This is a genomic window from Beggiatoa leptomitoformis, from assembly GCF_001305575.3.
In the GTDB taxonomy this organism is placed as follows: Bacteria; Pseudomonadota; Gammaproteobacteria; order Beggiatoales; family Beggiatoaceae; genus Beggiatoa; species Beggiatoa leptomitoformis.
The window spans coordinates 1,198,188-1,220,501 of the sequence record NZ_CP012373.2; the positions used below are offsets into that span (position 1 = coordinate 1,198,188).

General features: G+C 41.1%; 18 protein-coding genes. 13 read left to right on the plus strand and 5 right to left on the minus strand.

What is annotated here, in order from left to right:
* Positions 1 to 49: 49 nt before the first annotated feature.
* From AL038_RS04975 to AL038_RS04985, 3 genes are read left to right on the plus strand one after another with little or no spacing between them, the layout of a single operon-like run.
* Positions 50 to 2,077 carry a copper resistance system multicopper oxidase gene (locus tag AL038_RS04975; protein WP_062149882.1) on the plus strand — a complete coding sequence of 676 codons (2,028 nt, stop codon included), beginning with the start codon at positions 50 to 52 and terminating at the stop codon, positions 2,075 to 2,077.
* Entirely contained in the window at positions 2,067 to 2,780 is a 714-nt protein-coding gene (locus AL038_RS04980) for a copper resistance protein B (protein ID WP_066246096.1), read from the plus strand. The genes AL038_RS04975 and AL038_RS04980 overlap by 11 nt, the downstream gene beginning before the upstream one ends.
* An 18-nt stretch (positions 2,781 to 2,798) precedes the next feature.
* Positions 2,799 to 3,536, plus strand: a complete 738-nt coding sequence (locus tag AL038_RS04985) for an HAD-IA family hydrolase (RefSeq protein ID WP_236839466.1) — start codon at positions 2,799 to 2,801, stop codon at positions 3,534 to 3,536.
* Positions 3,537 to 4,117: 581 nt separating this feature from the next.
* On the opposite strand, the gene AL038_RS04990 is transcribed toward AL038_RS04985, so the two are convergent.
* Entirely contained in the window at positions 4,118 to 6,607 is a 2,490-nt protein-coding gene (locus AL038_RS04990) for an ABC transporter permease (RefSeq protein WP_062149887.1), read from the minus strand.
* Positions 6,608 to 6,617: 10 nt separating this feature from the next.
* On the minus strand, positions 6,618 to 7,319 hold the full coding sequence (locus AL038_RS04995) for an ABC transporter ATP-binding protein (protein WP_062149890.1): 702 nt from the start codon (positions 7,317 to 7,319) through the stop codon (positions 6,618 to 6,620).
* On the opposite strand from AL038_RS04995, the gene AL038_RS05000 reads away from it, so the two are divergent.
* The 3 genes from AL038_RS05000 (at position 7,318) to AL038_RS05010 (ending at position 9,583) form a co-directional block, all read left to right on the plus strand.
* Positions 7,318 to 7,941 (plus strand): arylesterase, encoded by a 624-nt coding sequence (locus AL038_RS05000; protein WP_062149893.1) that lies wholly within the window; start codon positions 7,318 to 7,320, stop codon positions 7,939 to 7,941. The genes AL038_RS04995 and AL038_RS05000 overlap by 2 nt on opposite strands.
* Positions 7,942 to 8,094: 153 nt before the next feature.
* Positions 8,095 to 8,817, plus strand: coding sequence for a sulfite exporter TauE/SafE family protein (locus AL038_RS05005; RefSeq protein ID WP_062149896.1), 723 nt, complete (start codon positions 8,095 to 8,097; stop codon positions 8,815 to 8,817).
* 10 nt (positions 8,818 to 8,827) lie between these two features.
* On the plus strand, positions 8,828 to 9,583 hold the full coding sequence (locus AL038_RS05010; protein ID WP_062149899.1) for a hypothetical protein: 756 nt from the start codon (positions 8,828 to 8,830) through the stop codon (positions 9,581 to 9,583).
* Between the two features lie 98 nt (positions 9,584 to 9,681).
* On the opposite strand, the gene AL038_RS05015 is transcribed toward AL038_RS05010, so the two are convergent.
* From AL038_RS05015 to AL038_RS05020, 3 genes are all read right to left on the minus strand, one after another.
* Positions 9,682 to 10,701 carry a catalase family peroxidase gene (locus tag AL038_RS05015; protein WP_062149902.1) on the minus strand — a complete coding sequence of 340 codons (1,020 nt, stop codon included), beginning with the start codon at positions 10,699 to 10,701 and terminating at the stop codon, positions 9,682 to 9,684.
* Positions 10,702 to 10,749: 48 nt separating this feature from the next.
* Positions 10,750 to 10,881, minus strand: coding sequence for a hypothetical protein (locus tag AL038_RS18745; RefSeq protein WP_272898038.1), 132 nt, complete (start codon positions 10,879 to 10,881; stop codon positions 10,750 to 10,752).
* A gap of 143 nt (positions 10,882 to 11,024) precedes the next feature.
* Positions 11,025 to 12,137 (minus strand): microcin C ABC transporter permease YejB, encoded by a 1,113-nt coding sequence (locus AL038_RS05020; protein WP_101539090.1) that lies wholly within the window; start codon positions 12,135 to 12,137, stop codon positions 11,025 to 11,027.
* Positions 12,138 to 12,267: 130 nt separating this feature from the next.
* Between AL038_RS05020 and AL038_RS05025 the strand changes: the two genes are divergently transcribed.
* From AL038_RS05025 to AL038_RS05055, 7 genes are all read left to right on the plus strand, one after another.
* Positions 12,268 to 12,489 (plus strand): hypothetical protein, encoded by a 222-nt coding sequence (locus tag AL038_RS05025; RefSeq protein ID WP_062149905.1) that lies wholly within the window; start codon positions 12,268 to 12,270, stop codon positions 12,487 to 12,489.
* A 90-nt stretch (positions 12,490 to 12,579) separates the two neighbouring features.
* Positions 12,580 to 14,607: an NAD-dependent DNA ligase LigA gene (gene ligA, locus AL038_RS05030; RefSeq protein ID WP_062149908.1), complete on the plus strand. Its 2,028-nt coding sequence runs from the start codon at positions 12,580 to 12,582 to the stop codon at positions 14,605 to 14,607.
* 148 nt (positions 14,608 to 14,755) lie between these two features.
* A complete protein-coding gene (locus tag AL038_RS05035; RefSeq protein ID WP_062149911.1) occupies positions 14,756 to 17,266 on the plus strand; it encodes a PAS domain S-box protein in 2,511 nt (836 codons plus the stop codon).
* 78 nt (positions 17,267 to 17,344) lie between these two features.
* Positions 17,345 to 18,772, plus strand: a complete 1,428-nt coding sequence (locus AL038_RS05040) for a LutB/LldF family L-lactate oxidation iron-sulfur protein (RefSeq protein ID WP_062149914.1) — start codon at positions 17,345 to 17,347, stop codon at positions 18,770 to 18,772.
* Positions 18,769 to 19,419 (plus strand): LutC/YkgG family protein, encoded by a 651-nt coding sequence (locus AL038_RS05045; RefSeq protein ID WP_062149916.1) that lies wholly within the window; start codon positions 18,769 to 18,771, stop codon positions 19,417 to 19,419. Before AL038_RS05040 ends, AL038_RS05045 begins: the two co-directional genes overlap by 4 nt.
* A 433-nt stretch (positions 19,420 to 19,852) precedes the next feature.
* Complete coding sequence (locus AL038_RS05050; protein WP_062149919.1) at positions 19,853 to 20,224, plus strand: response regulator transcription factor; 372 nt, start codon at positions 19,853 to 19,855, stop codon at positions 20,222 to 20,224.
* Entirely contained in the window at positions 20,221 to 22,311 is a 2,091-nt protein-coding gene (locus AL038_RS05055; protein WP_062149922.1) for an exonuclease domain-containing protein, read from the plus strand. The genes AL038_RS05050 and AL038_RS05055 overlap by 4 nt, the downstream gene beginning before the upstream one ends.
* Positions 22,312 to 22,314 lie beyond the last annotated feature (3 nt).

The following is a 22,314-nucleotide window of genomic DNA, read 5'->3' on the forward strand; positions in this document are numbered from 1 at the left end:
TATTATATAAAGTGTTTTCCCAACCATTTTGTAATTAGGGTTCAAACGCATGAAAAAATTACTTCTCATGGCGATGCTGACAAGTCTTTGCTTGTTCACGCCATTCGCTATTGCCAACACAACCGAATATACGCTAAGTATTGCGCGCCTTCCTGTTAATTTTACAGGGAATACCGTTGATAAAATTACGATTAATGGCTCAATTCCGGGGCCTACTCTGCATTTTACTGAGGGCGATGATGCCGTTATTCATGTCACTAATAAAATGCAAGAAGAAACCTCTGTGCATTGGCATGGTTTGCTATTACCCGGTGCAATGGATGGTGTTCCCGGTTTAAATGGTTTCTCGGGCATTAAGCCTAATGAAACCTTTACTTATCGGTTTAAAATTCGCCAAAGCGGAACATATTGGTATCACTCGCACAGTATGGGACAAGAGCAAGACGGACATTATGGTGCAATTGTTATCAGTCCTAAAGAAGCTGAACCTATTCAAGCAGACCGCGATTATGTGGTGATGTTTTCTGATTATAGCGATGAAGAATCCAGCAGTATTTTGGCAAATTTAAAAATGTCATCAGACTACTACCAATATGCCCGACGGACAGTAGGCGATTTTTGGGCAGATGCGAGCAAGCAAGGTGCAAGTAAAGCCTTTAATGAAGCGAAAATGTGGGCAGAAATGCGGATGTTACCGACGGATTTATCAGATGTTTCTGGCTATATGTTTTTAGTGAATGGTAAAAATATCGAACAAAACTGGACAGGGTTATTTAAAGCGGGCGAGCGGGTACGCTTACGGTTTATTAATGCGTCTGCTATGTCGTTTTATGATGTGCGTATTCCACATTTAACCATGACAGTCGTAGCGGCTGATGGGCAACCTGTTGAGCCTGTTACTGTTAATGAGTTTCGTTTTGGCATTGCAGAAACATACGATGTCATTGTCTCACCCACAGAAGATATTGCTTACACAATTGTTGCAGAAGCCCTAGACCGCACAGGGTTTGCACTAGGAACACTTGCCCCGCGTGAAGGAATGCGCGGTGAAACGCCAACCCATCGCCCACGGGCTTTATTGACAATGGCTGATATGGGCATGAGTCATGGCGAATCGTCAGCACATGAAGGTCATCAAACCAATAGCACCACATCCACAGAAGACCATGCAGGTATGGCAATGGATCATGCTGCAATGGGGCATTCCATGCCAATGGATGGCATGTCAATGGATTCAGCAACGGACTATGAAACAGGCGTTAAAGGCAGTGGTTGGGCGCAGGCGGGAACACCTGAAGGTGATAAAGCACTTAGTTATAAAGATTTGCGTTATTTAGGGACACAAACAGATACCCGTAGTCCAGAACGTGAAATTGAAGTCCGTTTAGGCGGGAACATGGAACGCTATATATGGACAATGAATGGAAAGAAATATGAAAAAGCTGAACCTATTCAATTAGCTTATGGTGAACGTGTCCGCCTAAAATTTATCAATGACACCATGATGGCGCATCCGATGCATTTGCACGGCATGTTTGTGCAATTAGAAAATGGACAACCTGCGGAAAAATTGCCGAATAAACATACGGTAATTGTTGCTCCCGGTGATAGTTATTCTGTCCTATTAACAGCCGATGAAGCAGGTGAATGGGCGTTTCACTGCCATTTACTCTATCACATGGCAACAGGCATGATGAATGAAATCGTGGTCGCAAAATTAGACCCTTCCAACGTTCCTCCCATGCACCATAACATGAGCAATATGGAACACGCTGACCATGAAATGAAGTCAACCTCAGCACCCATGCAACATGACATGAGCAACATGGAACATGCCGACCATGAAATGAAGTCAACCTCAGCACCCATGCAACATGACATGAGCAATATGGAACATGCCGACCATGAAATGAAGTCAACTTCAGCACCCATGCAACATGACATGAGCAACATGGAACATGCCGACCATGAAATGAAGTCAACCTCAGCACCTATGCAACATGACATGAGTAATATGGAACATGCTCAAGATAAATCCACCAAACCTACAACCAAGGCGGAAAAACATGCGCACTAATCTTTCTATGTTATTCCTCTTATCATTCGCCTTCTCCACCCCCTGCATTGCTGACGAAACGCATAGCATGGAACATGGCGCACAGATTTTTCATGCGTTTAACCTAGATGTTGGGGGTGGTTTAAGTCGTAATGATGGCACGGCAAATTGGGATTTTGACGGCTGGATAGGTACAGACGAACACAAGCTCTGGCTAAAAAGTGAAGGCGAATATACCAACAGTAAAACTGAAAAATCCGAGTTTTACGCCCTGTATAGCTATAACCTCAGTACATTCTGGGATATACAAGCAGGCGTGCGCTATGACACACAACCCAACCCACTCACCTATGCAACACTCGGATTTAAAGGCTTAGCCCCTTATTTTCTGGAAACGACAGCACATCTATTTGCGAGTGAAGATGGGGATATAAGCGCGCGTTTAGGGCAAGAAACAGATTTTCTCCTCACACAACGCCTTATCGCTCAACCCTATTGGGAAGCAAATCTATTCGCCCAAGATGTTCACGCACAACACAAAGGTTCAGGACTATCCACAGCCGAAATAGGGGGACAACTGCGCTATGAAATCACCCGCAAATTTGCCCCTTATATTGAGGTAAAATATGAACGCAAGTTTGGCGACACTGCCAACTTTGCTGAACGTCACGGTGAACAAACCGATGCGGTTATTGGCACGCTTGGGTTGCGCTTGATGTTTTAAACCCTCATTTGAAGATAGGTGCAAATTCATACGCACCTATCCTATTTTCCCCACCAAGCTGATGGCAGAGAAATTACAGTGACCGCTAAACAACGACATATTACCCATGTTATCTATGATATGGATGGCGTGCTGCTAGATACCGAACCCTTTTATACCGAAGTTACCCAACAAATAGTGCAACAACACGGTAAAACCTTCACATGGGCGTTAAAATCCCAAATGATGGGGCGTAAACCACTTGATGCAGCAAAAATTTTAGTAGATGCGTTAGAACTACCCATTACGGCTGAAGAATACCTAATCTCGCGTGAACCCTTGCTTGATGCACTCTTTCTGACTGCGCAACCGCTACAAGGTGCGCAAACCTTAACACGCCATTTACATCAACAAGGAATTCCCCAAGCCGTAGCAACCAGTACACCACACGCCAAATTTTTATTAAAAACTCATGCACATCAAACATGGTTTACCGTTTTTAACACGATTATTACGGGCGATAATATTGCGGTTAAACAGGGTAAACCTGCACCTGATATTTTTCTAGCCGCTGCCAACGCGCTACAAGCAGACCCCGCCCACTGTCTGGTTTTTGAAGATGCTTTAGTCGGTGTAGAAGCCGCAAAAGCCGCAGGTATGCACGTTGTCGCCATTCCCGCGCTTGCTTTAGACAAAACCCTATTTGCCACCGCTGATGCGGTTTTAAATCAAATGGGTGAATTTCGCCCTGAATTATGGGGATTACCTGCTTTTTAATAATTATCTGAACCGCAATTCACTCAATTTCCGCAATTAACACAATTTAAAGATAATTATTTTTATCTTTTTGTATTAATTAAGGTAATTATGTTAATTATGCGAATTGCGGTTCAGACTGTCTGAACCGCAATTCACTCAATTTCCGCAATTAACATAATTTAAAGACAATTATTTTTATCTTTTTGTATTAATTAAGGTAATTATGTTAATTATGCGAATTGCGGTTCAGACTGTCTGAACTACAATTCACTCAATTTCCGCAATTAACACAATTTAAAGACAATTATTTTTATCTTTTTGTATTAATTAAGATAATTATGTTAATTATGCGAATTGTGGTTCAGACTGTCTGAACCACAATTCACTCAATTTCCGCAATTAACATAATTTAAAGATAATTATTTTTATCTTTTCGTATTAATTTGGGTAACTGTGTTAATTATGCGAATTGCGGTTCAGACTGTCTGAACCGCAATTTACTCAATTTCCGCAATTAACACAATTTAAAGACAATTATTTTTATCTTTTTGTATTAATTAAGATAATTATGTTAATTATGCGAATTGCGGTTCAGACAATCAAACTTGTCGCAACGTCATCAATGGTGGTTTATGCAATACAGTTCGTGTTCCCAATAATCCCGCAAGTCCCACGCCTAACGCCCCGCCAATAATCCCAATTAACCATAAAATAGGATTAAAACTGTAAGGTAGCTCAAAAATTTGTACCGCTAAAATCCAACCGATAAGGCTTGCAACACTAGCCGCTAATAATCCTGCTAATCCCCCTAATATACTGAATTCAGAGAGTAAACCCATTAAAATTTGACGGCGCGTTGCACCCAATGTTCGCAATATCGCACTTTCATATAAACGCTCTTCATAAGTTGCTGACAAAGCAGCATATAAAACCATAATGCCTGACAATAACGTAAAGAGAAATACGTATTGAATGCCCAATACAGCCCTGTCCATTAAGATACGTACTTGTTGCATAATGACGTTTAAATCAAATACCGTTACGCCATTAAATAATTTTGCTAATTCAGGGATTAAGTGGCTTCGTTCAGACGATAAATAAAAACTGGTCACATAAGTGTGTGCTAACGTTTCTGTCGTGTCAGGACTGCCCAACACAAAAAAATTAACATTAAAGGTATCCCATTTTACCCGTCGTAAACTGGTAACTGTTGCCTCTATCTCTTGCCCCCCAACACTAAAACGCAAAACATCACCCAACTTTACGCCCATATCTTTGGCAAAATCTTCCTCGACAGATAATTCTTTAGTCGCACTATCGTGTTTGAAAACCCCGTCGATGATTTCATTATCTTTAGGCAAGGTTGCCGCGCTGGATAAGTTAAATGTACGTTCTGCAAAACGGCGGGCGCGGTCACTTTCATAATTTTCAGCAACCACAGGATTCCCATTAATCGCTACAAAGCGTCCAACAGCCATTGGATAAATACCGCTAGTACTAAGATGTTGTGCATCTAAATGGGCTTTTAGCGGTTCAACTTGGTCAGGTTGAATATTGACGATGAAATAATTTGGCGTACCTTCAGGTAAATTCTGTTGCCAAGCATTAAGCAAATCTACCCGAACGACGGCTAGTAAGAGCAATGCCATAATTCCCAAGCCAAAAGCAGTTAATTGAATACTACTGGCTTGCAAACGGCGGGTTAAATTGCTCAGTCCAAATCGCCATGTCATCCCAACATTATCCCGCAATCCACGCAAGCTATAGACTAAACCGTAAGCAACACCACTCAGTAACACGAGGGTCAGCAAGACACCTGCAATTAGCCAACCTGCCATTTTTATATCCCCTGCTTGCCAAAGTAACAGACTAATCATAGCGACACTGGCTAATCCTAATACTTGGCGAACACGTGGCGGTGTCGCGTTAAGTTCGTGACGTAACACGCGCAACGGCGGAACGGCGTGAATGCGTAAAATCGGCGGAAGGGCGAAACCAAAAAGGGTAATAAATCCAACGGCAACCCCCATAAATAGCGGGTTTAAGCTGGCAGTGGGTAAGCCTGCACTACTGGGTACAAAACTTGCCAATAATGTGGCTAGTACTGTTTGAGCTAACCACCCCATTAAACAGCCTAAACCACTGGCAAGTAAGCCTAAACTGAACATTCGCCATAAATAAATATGCATAATCAACCGTTGTGACGCACCCAAACAACGCATAATAGCACTGGTATCTGCTTGTTTATCTGCAAAATGACGCGCCGCAACGGCTATTGCTGCCCCTGCTAAAATAACGGCAACCAACGCAGCTAATCCTAAAAACTGTTCAGAACGACGTAAGGCAATGTTAAATTGTGGGTTATTATCTTCAACCCCTTTTATCATCTGGTTGTCTTTTAATTGTGGTGTAAGCCATGCGCGATAGTTTGCAACAGCATTCGCCTCACCCGCTATCAATAATTGATAATTAACCCGACTGCCAACACCAATAAGCCCTGTATCAGCAACATCGGCAATATTCAGTAAAACACGTGGCGCAAGTTGGAGAAATAAACCTGAGCGGTCGGGTTCATAAGTCACCACTTTTTCAATACTAAAGCTTGAATGCCCTAAAGGCAGACTGTCGCCCATTTTTAGGTTTAATTGCGCCAGTAAACGCGCATCAATCCAAACTTTGCCACGTGCAGGTATATCCTGAGCAACTCTATCGGTATCAAATGCGTTATCTGCAATACGTAATTCTCCGCGCAAAGGGTAGCCCGCACTCACCGCTTTCAGTGAGACCAGCACAGTATCTTCTTCTTGAACAATAACCGTGGGAAAACTAAGGACAGTTGCCGTTTTTAACTGTTGCTGATGGGCAGCGTCTTGATAAGTATCAGGTAAGGCAGACTCAGAATTAACGCGCACATCCGCGCCTAACATGTCCGCTGCTTGGTTTGCCATCACTTGATAAACACGGTCAGTAAAAAAGCCAACGGAAGTAACGGCAGTCACGGCAACTAATAGCGCGAGGGCAAGAATGCGTAATTCAGTCGTGCGCCAATCACGGGGCAGGCTGCGGAGTGCCAATTTCAAGGCTTGCATATAAAAACTCCTAATGTTGGCGGGGCGCATCTTGCACAATTTTACCGCTATCTAAGGTATAACGGCGGTCACATTGGTTTGCGAGTTCAGTATCATGGGTGACTAATACCAATGCAGTGCCTTGTTCTGCACGCAATTTAAACAACAATTCAATAATGCGTTGCCCTGTTGCTTGGTCAAGATTACCCGTGGGTTCATCAGCAAATAAGATTTGCGGTTGTCCTGCAAATGCCCGCGCGACAGCAACGCGCTGTTGCTCTCCCCCCGATAGCTGTTGCGGGGTATGGTGTAAACGATGCGTTAACCCCACTTGTTCTAGTAAATTTATCGCACTGGTTTTAGCGCGGGTATCACCTGCTAACTCTAAAGGCAACATTACGTTTTCTAAAGCCGTTAATCCTTGCAACAAATGGAAAGACTGAAATACAAAACCCACTTTACCCGCACGCAATTGGGCGCGTCCGTCTTCATCCATTTGATTTAAAGGTGTTCCTAATAAAACCACTTCCCCCGTGCTGGGGTTGTCTAAACCAGCCAATAATCCCAACAGGGTTGATTTACCAGACCCTGACGCGCCCACAATGGCAACGGCTTCCCCTTGTTGAATGTGTAAATCAACCGCACTTAACAAGGTCAAAATCCCCTCGGGTGCATTGACTTGTTTACTCACTTGTTCTGCTTTCACAACTATATTTGAGGAATCTATCATCATGTTAAAAAACCTATTGTTTTGTCTCGTACTCCTATTATGGGGGGGATTTGTACAGGCAAAAACCCCCGTATTATTGGTTGTCGGCGATAGTTTAAGCGCGGGCTATGGCATTAACCCTGAACAGGGCTGGGTTTATTTATTAAAAAATCGGCTAGAAACCAGTGATAAATACCAACAATGGCAAGTTATTAATGCAAGTATTAGCGGTGACACAACCAGCGGTGGACGGGCGCGATTATCCGCCTTGTTAGACACGCATAAACCCCGTGTGATCATTCTGGAGTTAGGCGGAAATGACGGATTACGAGGCTTAAATTTAAAAGAAATGCGCGAAAATTTACGCATAATGATAGAAAAAAGCCAAGCGGCAGGTGCAAGCGTTATCTTATTTGGCATGAAAATCCCGCCTAATTATGGCGAAGCTTATACACAACGCTTTGAAGCGGTTTTTCAAACCTTAGCAACAACTTATAAATTAGTATTTGTGCCTTTTTTCTTAGAAGGTGTTGCGGGTAATCCTGAGATGATACAAGCGGATGGCATTCATCCTATTGCCGACGTGCAGGGAAAATTGTTAGATAATGTATGGGATACGATTAAACCCGTATTAACAACAGAGTAAAATGGACTGAATTAAACCGTATAAAATTGACCGAATTTAACGCCAATAATTCTGTTAATCCTGATTCAGACTGTCTTGAGAACACCCGTTTACAAAATCCCCTATTTTGTACATCCTGTCATAAATTTATCCCGCCTAACGGATTACGATGTTATGTTAGAACTTTATGGTTTATCTGCTTTTTTAACTGGTTTACTTGGCTCTGTGCATTGTGTTGGCATGTGTGGCGGTATTGTTGGCGCGCTAACCATGGGTTTACCCGCAACAACACATCAATCTCCATTACGTCTTTTTCCCTATTTACTCACCTATAATTTAGGTCGTTTAAGTAGTTACATGTTATCGGGCGCGTTGGTTGGTTTCTTAGGGGGACAATTTACCGAAATTTTGCCACAACCGCATTTAATAGGTATGGCAATTTCTGGTATTTTCATGATTATTTTAGGTTTGTATCTGGGGGGTTGGTGGCAATTTTTAAGCCTGTTAGAAAAACAAGGAGCGAAACTGTGGCGAAAAATACAACCCTTTAGTCGCTATTTCCTACCTGTTAAAAACCCGCTACAAGCATTAGGATTAGGCATTATTTGGGGATGGTTGCCCTGTGGATTGGTTTACACGGCGTTAATGATAGCCTTAGCCTCTGGTAGCGCGTGGGAAGGCAGTTTATTGATGCTCGCTTTTGGACTTGGCACATTGCCGATGTTACTCACGATGGGCGCGACAACTGCATGGTTAAATCGGCTAACCCGTCACATTGCCGTCAGACGAGGGATAGGCTTATTGGTTATAATATTTGGAGTTTATACGCTGTCTGGTTTCGCCCATCCTATACGATATGGTATTCATGGGACGAATATGTGCTACTACAACGAATAGAAGAAATATTATGTTTTGGCGTGTTTTTTTAGAATTCGTTTTATTTTTTGGGGCGGTGAGTTTAGCGGTTTTCTTCGCGCTTGGTTTTTTTCGTTATCTTTTTAGTGTTACTACCTCATCATCACCACCACCCCAAATTGAATCATCAGGAAATTTACAAAATTTATCGTTAAACGATAATATGTTACAAGAATTAACAGGGGTTAAATCCTTACATTACCTTCAGCAAAATAAAGAATTAACATTTTTTGGTGTTTTCGCGGGGATAAGCCTCGTTTTAACCAGTAGCTGTTTTGTAGTGCTGGATAATAATGTGGCTTTAGCCACTTTTATAATGGTAATTCTGACACTGATTGGGATTGGAGCGATATTTTTTTATCGACAACAACATCGCCAAAAACGGTATAGACATTTATTCGCTTTATTACAAGAAGTGGATAACTTTAATAATACTATCAAAAATATCTACGTATTAGACCAATTACAAGCAGCGGGTAATCCTGTTAATTTAAGTGAACGTGATGCCATTTTAGAAGCCTTGACTATTATTCGCGTTGAATTAGTCCGTGCATTAACGACAGAAAAAATTCTCCGTGAAAATCCTACGTTTAATCCAGAACAGTTTCACTGTGATTTAAGCACTTTACATGCGTTACAAGTGAATAAGGAAACCAGCGAATATGGCAAATTATTGGATATTGCCTTGCAAGTGGGTTTAAGCGTGCATGACAAAATGCGTGCATTTATTCAAGAAAGGCATGTTTGATGCGTTTTTCAGCTTGAAGATAAACGGGTTCTCCTATTTTTATCATAGAGATAGCCTTACCCTTATCTCTATGATTTGTTACTTATATAAGAAAAGATTTACTGATTACTGAGCCGTTTAGCAAAAGAAATAGCATAGGCAGGTGAGCGGAAGCGCAAAATGGGGTCATTACTGGCGGCAATACCATCGCTCATAACTAAGGGGTCATAATTGACTTTTTCACAATCCGCGCCTTTTTGTGGCATCGCGTTGGTAATGGTCAATGTCCCTACATTGATTTTTTCCCGTTCATCAGGCCATGCAATACTCGGGTTGTCTTCAACATCACCCGCTACACCTATGGTAACAATCATATTCCAGTGTGCAGGTGCTTGTTTGACCTGCTCAATTAAGGTTTGTTCTAAAAAATCTGTCGGTGCGGACTTTAACATATCATCCGACAAAGGTTTTTCCCCTGCTTTGGGAACAAATTGCCAACGGACTAGCGTTGTTTTATCGGCTTTGTTGATAAATTTAAAGGTATGAATTCCCCAAAAAGAGCTATTTGCATAACTGCTTGGCGGGTTATGGCTGGCTAAAAAAGCCCCTTGAGCGGCACTATCAGGATGACTGGCTTTAAACGCCTTGATTTTTTCAGGATCAGGTTTGCCCGTAGTAGGGTCAGGTTGAGCCGCTTGAATAGCATCAAAAAAAGTTTGCGGTTGTGCTGCGCCAAAAATGGGCGTATTTAACATGGTCATGTGTTGTAAGCCACCCGCTGGCAATTTAAATTCCAACGCCATTCCGCGAGGGCTTTTTGCAGTATCGGGTGCATGAGGATTACCCCCTGCTAAAGAAAAGCGAGCAACAACAGGAATTTTCTCGCCTGAAAACAGCGCAGAACGCGAATAAGGCTCGGCAACAGCAGGGATTCCCACAAACTCCCCCACAGCACAAACCCCTTTTGTATGATTACGGCGTTCCCCTTGAGTAACCCCGAATGTTTTTTCTATCGCTTGTACAACTTGTTCAGGTGTAACGGTGCTGGTTTTTGCCTCATCGGCAATACAGACAGAGAAAGGGCTAACAAATAAAACACTAATGAATAGGGAAGGCATTAAAGATTGTTTGATTAACATCTTATTTTTCCTAATATAATGTAGTGATGTGCGTTAATTGTAGCATGTTTAAAGGTGGACATTGCATCGCAATGCTAGGGTAGCGATGGTTAAACTTGGAGACTCACCACCGCCAATGCTAAAAAAGCGGGCATCTGTAATATTAGCCTTAGCTAAATCATTGACTACAAAGTTAATCATGTACGTAGCACTACAAGGTTAAAAGATAAATCCCTATATTACCTTAAACAACCAATCATCCTAACCATTATTAGCATTAAACGCCAAGCGATGTTGTAAGCATTATCACTAATTTCACAATAATATCATTATGATACTAGACGCTAATTTTCCCGCTTTTCAAAATCAATTCGCGGGTCTATCAAGATATACATCAAATCGCCGATTAAATTTAACAATAAACCCAATAAAGTAAACATATACAATGAACCAAACATAATTGGATAATCACGATTTATCGTTGCTTCATAACCCAATAAACCCAAGCCATCCAATGAAAAAACCATTTCAATCAACAAAGACCCTGTAAACAAAATTCCAATAAAAGCACTCGGAAAGCCTGCGATGACAATTAACATCGCATTACGAAACACATGCCCATATAACACGCGCCATTCCGTTAAACCTTTTGCCCGTGCAGTCATCACATATTGTTTGTTAATTTCATCTAAAAACGAATTTTTTGTGAGCATCGTCAACCCTGCGAATCCACCGATTAACATGGCTAATACAGGCAAAGTAATATGCCACAAATAATCCGTTATTTTGTCAAAAACACCCAATTCAGACCAATTTTCTGAAGTTAAGCCCTTTAACGGAAACCAGTCAAAAAATGAACCCCCAGCAAACAAGACAATTAATAACACCGCAAATAAAAAACTCGGAATTGCATAACCTAAGATGATTACGCCACTTGTCCACACATCAAATGCAGTTCCATCGCGCACAGCTTTTGCAATCCCCAAAGGAATGGAAATCAAATAAACCAATAAAGTCGTCCATAATCCCAAAGAAATTGAAACGGGCATTTTTTCTAAAATTAAACTAATGACAGACTGGTCTCGATAAAAACTACTTCCGAAATCAAACACTAAATAACTACCCAACATTTGAAAAAAGCGCGTATAAATGGGCTGATCAAAATGATACATCTGTTCAATTTCTTTAATAATATAAGGCGGTAAACCTTGTGCACCTCGATACTTACTATTTGTCGTTTCTGAGGTACTCACAGTAATAGAACTGTTTTGTATCGTATCGCTTTGTACCCCCCCCCCAAATCGGGCGGTAGAACTGCGCAATGTGCCTTCTAATTGTGAAATCGTTCGCTCAACAGGCCCACCCGGAGCGGTTTGAATGATAAAAAAATTAATCACCATAATTCCCAGTAACGTCGGGATTATTAATAATAAACGACGAATAATATAAGCCGTCATAATTCAATGCTCACTGAATAAGTTATTTAATCTAATGGGAGTATCCCCAAAGTAGTGTCTGCAAAGTGAAATCATCTATAATACAGTTTGTTTTGCTTTATTTCCCCTGATGAAAAAAGAGGTTGCAACGATGGCAGAAAAAACGCCAAAACAAAGATATATCGTAATCATGGATAGCAGTAGCGTGGGGATTACGAAATCGGTTAATTTAATGGTCAATCAAATCAATACCAAAATTACAGAAGGCTATATTCCACATGGTAATTTGGTGGCCGTTGCCGATGATGACGGTAATCCTAGTTTTTTCCAACCGATGATTTTACGCGCCCCTACCCCACCAGCAAGCAAATAATACACCGTTTGGATGTCCCATAGAGTGGCAATAAAACTGCCACTTTTCATCATTTTATCCAATTACTCTCAAACTAGGGTCGCTAATATCATGAGCGTTCCGTCCACGATTCAAAAGCAAGCCACTGATTTACGCCAACAATTAGATAAACATAGTTATAACTATTATGTTTTAGACGCACCAACCATTCCCGATAGCGAATATGACCGCTTGATGCGTGAACTAGAAGGCTTAGAAACCCAATATCCTGAATTAATCACCCCCGATTCCCCCACCCAACGGGTTGGCGGGCAAGCCTTAAGTGAGTTTGCTGAATTTATTCATCGTCAACCCATGTTATCGTTGAATAACGCATTTAGTGAAGAAGAATTAAACGATTTTGACCGTCGTATTCGGGAAAAATTAAACCTCAATGAGATTGAATATACCGCAGAGCCAAAAATAGACGGGCTCGCTATCAGTTTACATTATGAAAAAGGTTCATTAGTTGCCGCTGCCACTCGCGGCGATGGCACACAAGGAGAAGATGTTACCCACAACATACGCACCATTAAAATTATTCCCTTACGCTTACAAGGTAATGACTATCCCGACTATTTAGAAGTACGTGGCGAAGTTTATATGCCGCTTGCCCAGTTTCATGCTTACAACCAACAGCAACAACAAAAAGGTGAACGGGTATTTGCCAATCCGCGTAATGCCGCTGCGGGAAGTTTGCGCCAATTAGACCCCCGTATAACTGCCAGCCGTCCACTAAGCATGACCTGTTATGGCACGGGTATTGTGGAAGGGGGAGAACTCCCTGATAACTATAGCGATATAGTTGACTGCTTAAAACGCTGGGGCTTGCCTACCTCTGCCTATTTTCAAGTGGTACAAACAGCAAAAGGATGTTGGAATTATTACGAAAACTTGCATAAACAGCGCGCGAAAATGCCTTTTGATATTGACGGCGTGGTTTATAAAGTTAATAGCACTAAACTACGGGAAATTATGGGTTTTGTATCCCGCGCACCCCGTTGGGCGTTAGCACATAAAATGCCTGCGCAAGAAGTGATGACCGAAGTGTTAGCCATCGATGTACAAGTCGGGCGCACAGGCTCACTCACGCCCGTTGCACGGCTTGCACCCGTTGCTGTTGGCGGTGTTACAGTGACAAATGCAACCTTGCACAACCAAGATGAAATCGACCGTAAAGATATTCGTGTTGGTGACACCGTAATTGTTCGCCGTGCGGGGGATGTGATTCCTGAAGTTGTTGCAACCGTGCTAGAAAAACGACCTGCTAACACACAAGCATTTATATTACCTACACAATGCCCTGTGTGTGGGTCAGCCGTTGTGCGACTGGCGGATGAAGCTGTTGCGCGTTGTGAAGGCAGCTTAAATTGTCCTGCGCAACGTAAGCAAGCTATTCAACACTTTGCATCGCGTAAAGCCATGAATATTGATGGATTGGGAGAAAAATTAGTAGAACAGCTTGTTGATGCCAATTTAATAAAAAGTCCTGCGGATTTATACAGTCTTACCAGCGAACAACTGGCAACATTAGAACGGATGGGAAAAAAATCTGCGGATAATATTATCAATGCTTTAACAGAGAGTAAGCAGACCACCTTAGCCCGTTTTCTGTATGCATTAGGGATTCGCAACGCAGGCGAAAATACGGCACGAACTTTGTCTAGTTTTTTTGGGGATTTATTGCCTATTCAACAAGCAAGCGAAGCCGAATTACAAAAAGTGCCAGATGTTGGCGAAGTAGTCGCACAACACATTTACCATTTTTTTCGTCAACCACATAATCAACAAGTTATTACCCAATTATTACAAGCAGGTATTCACTGGACGGTTACGCCCCCCCTTGCAACAACTAGCCCGCCAACAGTTACTCATGGGTTAGCAGGAAAAACATTTGTTTTAACAGGGACTTTAACTCAAATGAGTCGGGAAGAAGCCAGTGAAACATTGTTAAAATTGGGTGCAAAAGTGAGCGGTAGCGTATCGAAAAAAACCGATTATGTTGTTGCAGGTGATAATGCAGGCAGTAAATTGGATAAAGCCCAAGCATTAGGTGTTATGGTTATTGATGAAACAGCTTTTTTGGAACTGCTAAAATAAACAGGATAAATACCAAAAGTGTCTGAATTAGGACTCACAAATATTTGAAAAATTCGTGATGCTTGATTCAGACCACTTGCAATATAATATATTGAATATATTTGTTTTATGATAGCTGTATGGAAAAATGTTCACTGGAGATTGTTGCATGACAATTACAACTTTCAATACTCGTCGTTTATATAGGATTTATCTTATTGCACTGAGTTTTGTTACCTTATTATTCATGCTAGAACAATTTCTTATTTATCGGGTAGATTATCACTTTAACCGTCTACAACTCATTAATATTGCTGGACGACAACGCATGTTAGTAGAAAAAATTAATAAATCTATGTTGGCGGTGAAAGTTTCTCCTACTGATGAGAAACGTCAATATTATTTGGCTCAATTGCGTTATTCGCTGAAAGAATGGTCAGAAGTACATAAAAGGCTTAAATATGGCGATGATATTAAAGAGTTGTTTTCTAGTTTAAATAGTCCAGAAATTCAACAATACTTTATTGAAATAGAGGATAGTTATCAATTAATTTATCAGTCTAGTTTAACTTTTTTAGCTTTATTTAGGCAAAATAGTGTTGAGGGAGCATTTCCACCAAGAGCAGATGTATTAATGTGGACAATATTAGATAATACACCCAAGTTTATAGATAAAATGGATTTAATTACAAGAACATATTCAGATAATTTAGTCAAGCAATCACACCAATTACAATTAATTAATAGTTTATTAATTTTTATCAATTTGAGTATTTTAATTTGGTTAGCAAAGTATTTATTTTACCCAACATTACGCAAAGTTGAACAAACACTTATTGCTTTACAATATAGTGAACAATGTTATAAAGAAATTGCTGAATCGCTTGAACAATCTGAAATACACTTTTCTGCATTAGCGGTACGACAAAAAGCCATTATGGATAACGTTTTAAATGGCATTATTACCATCAATACAGCAGGTATTATTGATTCCTTTAATAAATCTGCCGAAAAAATCTTTGCCTATTCTGAAGCAGATGTTTTAGGGAAAAATATTAATTGTCTTATGCCTGAACCTTATAAAGAAGCACATGATGGATATTTACGTCGATATTTACAAACAAATGAAGCCCGTATCATTGGCATAGGACGGGATGTTTTTGGTAGGCGCAAAGATGGTTCAACGTTTCCTTTACATTTGGGTCTCAGTGTTGTTGAAATTAATGGTGAGAAAATATTTATTGGGATTGTACAAGATATTACTGAAGCAAAGCATATTGAGCTAGAATTAAAACAAAGCAAAGAGCAGGCAGAACGTGCAAATTTAGCAAAGAGTGCCTTTTTAGCAAATATGAGTCATGAATTACGTACTCCCCTAAATGGCATTTTAGGTTATACACAGTTATTAAATCGGGATAAATCACTAACCGATAAGCAAAGAGAAAGCATAGGTATTATTAACCGAAGTGGTCAACATTTATTAAACCTTATCAATGATGTTCTTGATTTATCAAAAATTGAAGCGGATAGGCTGGAGTTAATACCAAAAAATGTAATTTTATTACCTTTTTTGTATGAAACCGTTGAATTATTACAGATGCAGGCGCAACAGAAAAATATTATTTTACGGATTGAATTGGGAACAAATTTGCCTGATGTTGTTTACGTCGATGAAAAACGCCTCCGCCAAATCATCTTAAATTTACTGAGTAACGCGGTAAAGTTTACCCAACGAGGTGAGGTTGTTTTTAGCGTTATTCAATCAGATATAGGTGTTCAATTTGCTGTACAGGATACAGGACGTGGAATTGCAGAAAAGGATTTAGCAACACTATTCAAGCCATTTCAACAAGTTGGTGATTTATTGGTAGAGGTAGAAGGAACGGGGTTAGGACTCGCGATTAGCTACCGCTTAGTAGAAAAAATGGGCGGACAATTAAAAGTTATCAGTACGTTAATGAGTGGTAGCCGTTTTTGGTTTGATATTCCCTTACCTATTGTGCAGCAACAAACCATACGCACGGAAACAGCGACCGAATCAACAACGATTATTGGTATCGTAGGACAGCCACCTACCTTATTAGTTGTTGATAATGTCCTTGAAAATCGGTCGTTTCTAACCATGATATTACGCGATATCGGTTTTACTGTTTTGGAGGCAGATAATGGGCAAGCAGCACTGTCTTTGTTAGCAACACAGACACCTGATGCATTATTAACCGATTTACGTATGCCTATTATGAATGGTGTTGAATTAATAAAGAATATTCGTCAAGAGCCATTATTACACAGTATGGTTATTATCGCCATGTCTGCCAGTATTGCTAAACAGCAGTCTGATTATCTCACGCTTGGTTGCTCTGCCTTTCTTGCCAAGCCAATTCAATTAGATAGCTTATTTAGGTTGTTACAAGAACATCTGGGTGTACAGTGGATTTATGCAGAAAAGCCCCGACAACAAGCCCCGATTACGTGCATCTTACAAACAGAGCAAATAAATCGTTTGTTGGACTATGTCAAATGTGGCAAAGTGCGTGCGGTTTTAACTTATGTGGACGAGTTAGCCAAACAAGATACGCAGTTTAGCGATTTTAGGGATAAAGTTAAGCTATTAGCCCAACAGTTCGATATGGATAAATTAGCCGCATTGGTCCGTTTGTACAGTTCATCAGATAATTAACCTAGTTAGAATAACCGCTTCTAGTGTCCGTCATTGATTTAGACAAGCAACTAGATTGGATCGAGGAGTCCTTCTACAATGCAATCCCAATCTCATGATTTTAAACAGCGAGCTACCGTTGCCTTACAAGATGTTCAATTGCAAAAGGCAATGGCAAACGCCAAAACAGGATTTATCGATAAACGGCGTAATGCCGTGCAAGCCCTACCAGAATTTGAAGCCTTGCGCACACGGGCAAAAGAGATTAAGGAGCATACCTTAAGCCATTTAGATTTTTACCTAGAACAGTTTGAAAAACAAGTTATTGCCAGTGGTGGACAAGTGCATTGGGCAGATACCGCCGAAACAGCACGCACTATCATTGTTAAGCTCTGTCAACAAGCCAATGCCAAAGTGATTACTAAGGGTAAATCCATGATTGGTGAAGAAATCGCCATTAATGAAGCCCTAGAAGCGAATCATTTTGAAGTCGTAGAAACGGATTTGGGTGAATATATTATTCAACTTGCCAAAGAACCGCCTAGCCATATCATCGCGCCTGCCGTGCATAAAACCCGTGAACAAATTACCGAGTTATTTCATCAACATCACCAACAGTATGGTTTAACTGAAAAGCAAACTGAGCGTGCTGCGTTAGTAAATGAAGCCCGTCAAGTCTTGCGGAAAAAATACCTTGCGGCAGATGTGGGTATTACTGGTGCAAATTTTCTTGTCGCAGAAACAGGCTCTACGGTCATTGTAACGAATGAGGGGAATGGGGATTTAACCAATTGCTTACCGCGTGTGCATATTGTCACTGCTAGTATTGATAAGGTTATCCCAACCCTAGAAGACATGACAACTATCATTCGTTTGCTAGGTCGTAGTGCTACAGGGCAAGAAATGACGGCCTACACCACCTTGACAACGGGTATAAAACAAACGGGTGATTTAAGTGGTGTTTCTGAATTTCATGTAGTGTTATTAGACAACGGACGCTCACGCATGTTGGGCAATGAATTTCATGACATGTTGCGCTGTATTCGATGTGGTGCGTGTTTAAACCATTGTCCTGTTTATGGTTCTATTGGCGGTCATGCTTATGGTTGGGTTTATCCCGGACCTATGGGGTCGGTTTTAACCCCCATTATGCTGGGTTTGCAAGAAGCGGGGGATTTACCCAATGCCTGCACGCTGAATGGACGCTGTCAACAAGTCTGCCCAATGAGCATTCCTTTACCCACTATGTTACGCCACCACCGCATTCGTCAGTTTAAACAAGGATTAGTTCATGGTCGCACCCGCTGGGCATTGCAACTGTGGGTATTTTTTGCCAAACATCCCGTTTTGTATCAACTAAGCACGGCAACAAAAGCACGGTTATTAGGATGGTTAGGCAAAAAACGCGGTTATTTTAGCCATTTACCTTTTGCCTCTGCATGGACAGCGACACGCGATATGCCCGCCCCACAAGGGGAAACATTTATGGCACAGTGGAAACGCTTAAATAAGGGGTTAAACAAATGACAGACACACGCCAGACTATTTTTAATCAAATTCGCCAATCACTAGGACGGCAAGAATCCGTTAACGAGCTAACCCGTCAACATTTAGAAGCGCGATTACAACAGCATACGATACATGAACAACCTGCATTAAATTTGTCTTTGTTAGATAAGTTTATTTACCAAGTAGAAAAAGTAGCGGGAACGTGTGAACAGGTAGAACAGTTGAGCGATGTACCTGCTTGTCTTATGCGCTATTTACACACGCAACAACTACCAACAAGCGTTGTGATGGACCGCCATTTAAAAGAATTAGCGTGGTCATCTGCGTTGACTGTTGCGTATCGTTCAGCCCAAATTGACGATTTAGTCAGTGTAACCCATGCTTTTGCAGGTGTTGCGGAAACAGGCAGCATAGTGATGTTATCAAGTCCTGAAAGTCCAACAACCCTAAATTTCTTACCCGATGTCCATATTGTTATTTTATCTCGTGCCGATTTACTTCCCCATATTGAATCTGTTTGGGAAAAATTACGTCACACAAATAAAGCAATACCGCGCACGGTCAACTTTATTACAGGCCCTTCTCGTACAGCCGATATTGAACAAACTATCCAGCTTGGGGCGCATGGTCCAAGACGATTACATATCATCCTAGTTCACGAATAGCGATAAATAATTCTGGGGTGGAATAACACCTATAGAAAAAAGCCGTTTGAAAAAGGCGAGTTGAGGAGGATTTAATCCATTATCAAGACAAATTCCCTCAATTCTGCTTTTTTATGCTCATGACATAGCAAACGCCCAAACATTAATGCGCAATGTCCTATCTTTTCTCACATTATCAACCGCTTTATTGCATGTTTCCTACGACAAATTCTGATTGATTTAGCACTATCTTTGTTTAAAAAAGACTTATCCTTACTACGTCATTACCCAAATTCCTACTTGCCTACAAATTGAGTCGCATGATTTTAGACTGAGGATTACACTGTACATTGGTAGCATGAGCCATGACGATTCGCTATTATAGCAATGAAAATCGCATGGATATTTCTAAAAAACCACACTTCATGCCCCCCATCCAAAGGAGAATGGAACAATGAGCAAAACCGTGTTAGTTGTTGATGATGAACCTAATATTTTATTGTCACTAGAATTTCTCATGAAACAGGCGAATTACAGCGTTCGTACTGCAAGAGATGGTGACGAAGCCTTAAAAGCGGTAGAAACCGCCCCACCTGATTTAATCCTCCTTGATGTCAACATGCCAAAAAAAAGTGGCTATCAAGTCTGTGAAATTATTCGCGCAAATCCTGCTTGGAAAACAATTCGTATCGTCATGTTGACCGCAAAAGGGCGTGATATTGAACGAGAAAAAGGACTTGCATTAGGGGCAGACGAATATATTACAAAACCATTCGCCACCCAAGAAGTTGTTGATAAAGTTAAAGAACTATTGGCGGTAGTATGAGCGCGAGAACTCAATTTTGGTTAGGTTTTTTCGCCGCTATCAGCGTTAATCTAGCAATTTTTGTGGGTGGCTGGTTCTTATTGCTCGATAAAATTGTTGATACTGACCAACGTAATGCCTTTGAAGGCTTTTTAGCCGTTGGTGGATTTGCCAGTTTTTCAGTGTTGGCAATTGTGTGGATGTCTTTGGATAATAAACTTTTTTTTCCCTTGCAATGGATTATTCGTGGCATAGAAATTATGCTACATAGTAACCCTTCGCATAAACTGGAATTAAATCGTTTTCACCTGCTGACTGACCTTGCTAAAGTCGTGCAAGCATTAGGAGATAGGCATCACAAAACCCGCATGGAACTAGCACAAACGGTTGCAAGCAGTGCTATCAAAATGGAAACGCAAAAATTGCGTTTAGAAACTATTTTGCGCGATTTAGACAGCGGTGTCATTGTCTGTGATAATCAAGGACGTGTCGTGCTTTATAATCCTGCTGCACTGCATATTTTAGGCAATCATGCAGCCCTTGGTTTGGGGCGTTCTATTTATGAACTGTTCGCCCGCGCGCCTGTAGAACATACCTTAGAAATGTTACGGTTACGCACCAGTCGTGATAAACACACAAAACAAGAAGGTGAATTTGTCTGTAGCGCACAAGATACGAATAGCCTATATCATTGTCGCCTAGCCCGTTCTATTGAACAAGGAACAGAAACAGGCTTTGTCTTGGCTTTTAACGACGTTACGCACCGTTTAGAGTCATTACAACAACGCGAACACCAATTACAACACCTGATTGATGACTACCGTAGTCCCCTCGCCAATTTACGCGCAGCGGCGGAAACACTAACGAACCATACCAACATGGAGCAAATCACCCGCCATGCGTTTTACAATATCATTGTTCAAGAAAGTACTCGACTTAGCCATTATTTAGAAAATATCGCTAAAGAATCTCAAGTACTTGCCAGTAATCAATGGTCTATGGCCGATGTCTATTCTGACGATATAATAAACTGTATTATCAATAAATTAGATAAAAGTAAACGGATTATCTTAACACCGATTGGCACACCACTATGGTTACATGTAGATGGTTATGCCTTAATTCTATTACTCACACACTTAGTGAATAAAATTGTTGATTATCTGGATGTTAAAGAAATCACGATAGAACCGCTAATGGGTAATCGACGCGTGTATCTGGATATTATTTGGCAAGGACAACCCGTTTCTGACACCGTATTGGATGTATGGACGCGAGAAACCCTTCCGAATGCAATGGGTGCGAAAACGGTACGCGAAATTCTTAATATTCATGATAGCGATTTGTGGAGTCAACCGCATCGTCTTCAACAAGCCGCACTGTTACGGTTGCCATTACCAGCTTCTCGTCGTCAATGGGAACAACCGCGAGAAACCCTTGCGCCTCGCCCTGAGTTTTATGACTTTCAATTGCCTGAAAATTTACTGGGCGATATGGCAGACCGTCCATTATCTTCATTAGAATTTGTTGTTTTTGATACAGAAACAACCGGTTTAAGACCTTCTGAAGGGGACGAAATTATTTCAATTGCAGGCGTGCGTGTGGTTAACGGACGGATTTTGAGCGGAGAAGCCTTTCAATATCTAGTCAATCCCAATAAATCCATTCCTAAAGCCTCCATTCGTTTTCATGGTATCACCGATGAAATGGTTAAAGATAAACCCACAATTCAAAGTGTGTTACCTAAGTTTAAAACGTTTGCGGGTGATGCCGTTTTGGTCGGACATAATGTCGCGTTTGATATGAAATTTTTGAGTATGAAAGAAAGCTCGACAGGCATTCGGTTTACTAATCCCGTGTTGGATACTTTATTAATTTCGGGCTATCTCCATCCACATACAGAAAATCATTACTTAGACAGTATTGCGGAACGCTTAGGTGTGGATATTAGCGGGCGGCACACTGCCATTGGTGATGCGTTGGCAACCGCTGAAGTTTTTTTGCGCCTGTTAGACTTACTTATCGCGCGTGGAATAACCACGTTAGGGCAAGCCGTTAGTGCGTCGGAAGAGTTAGTTGCGGTAAAAAAACAACAGGCGAAATTTTAATAA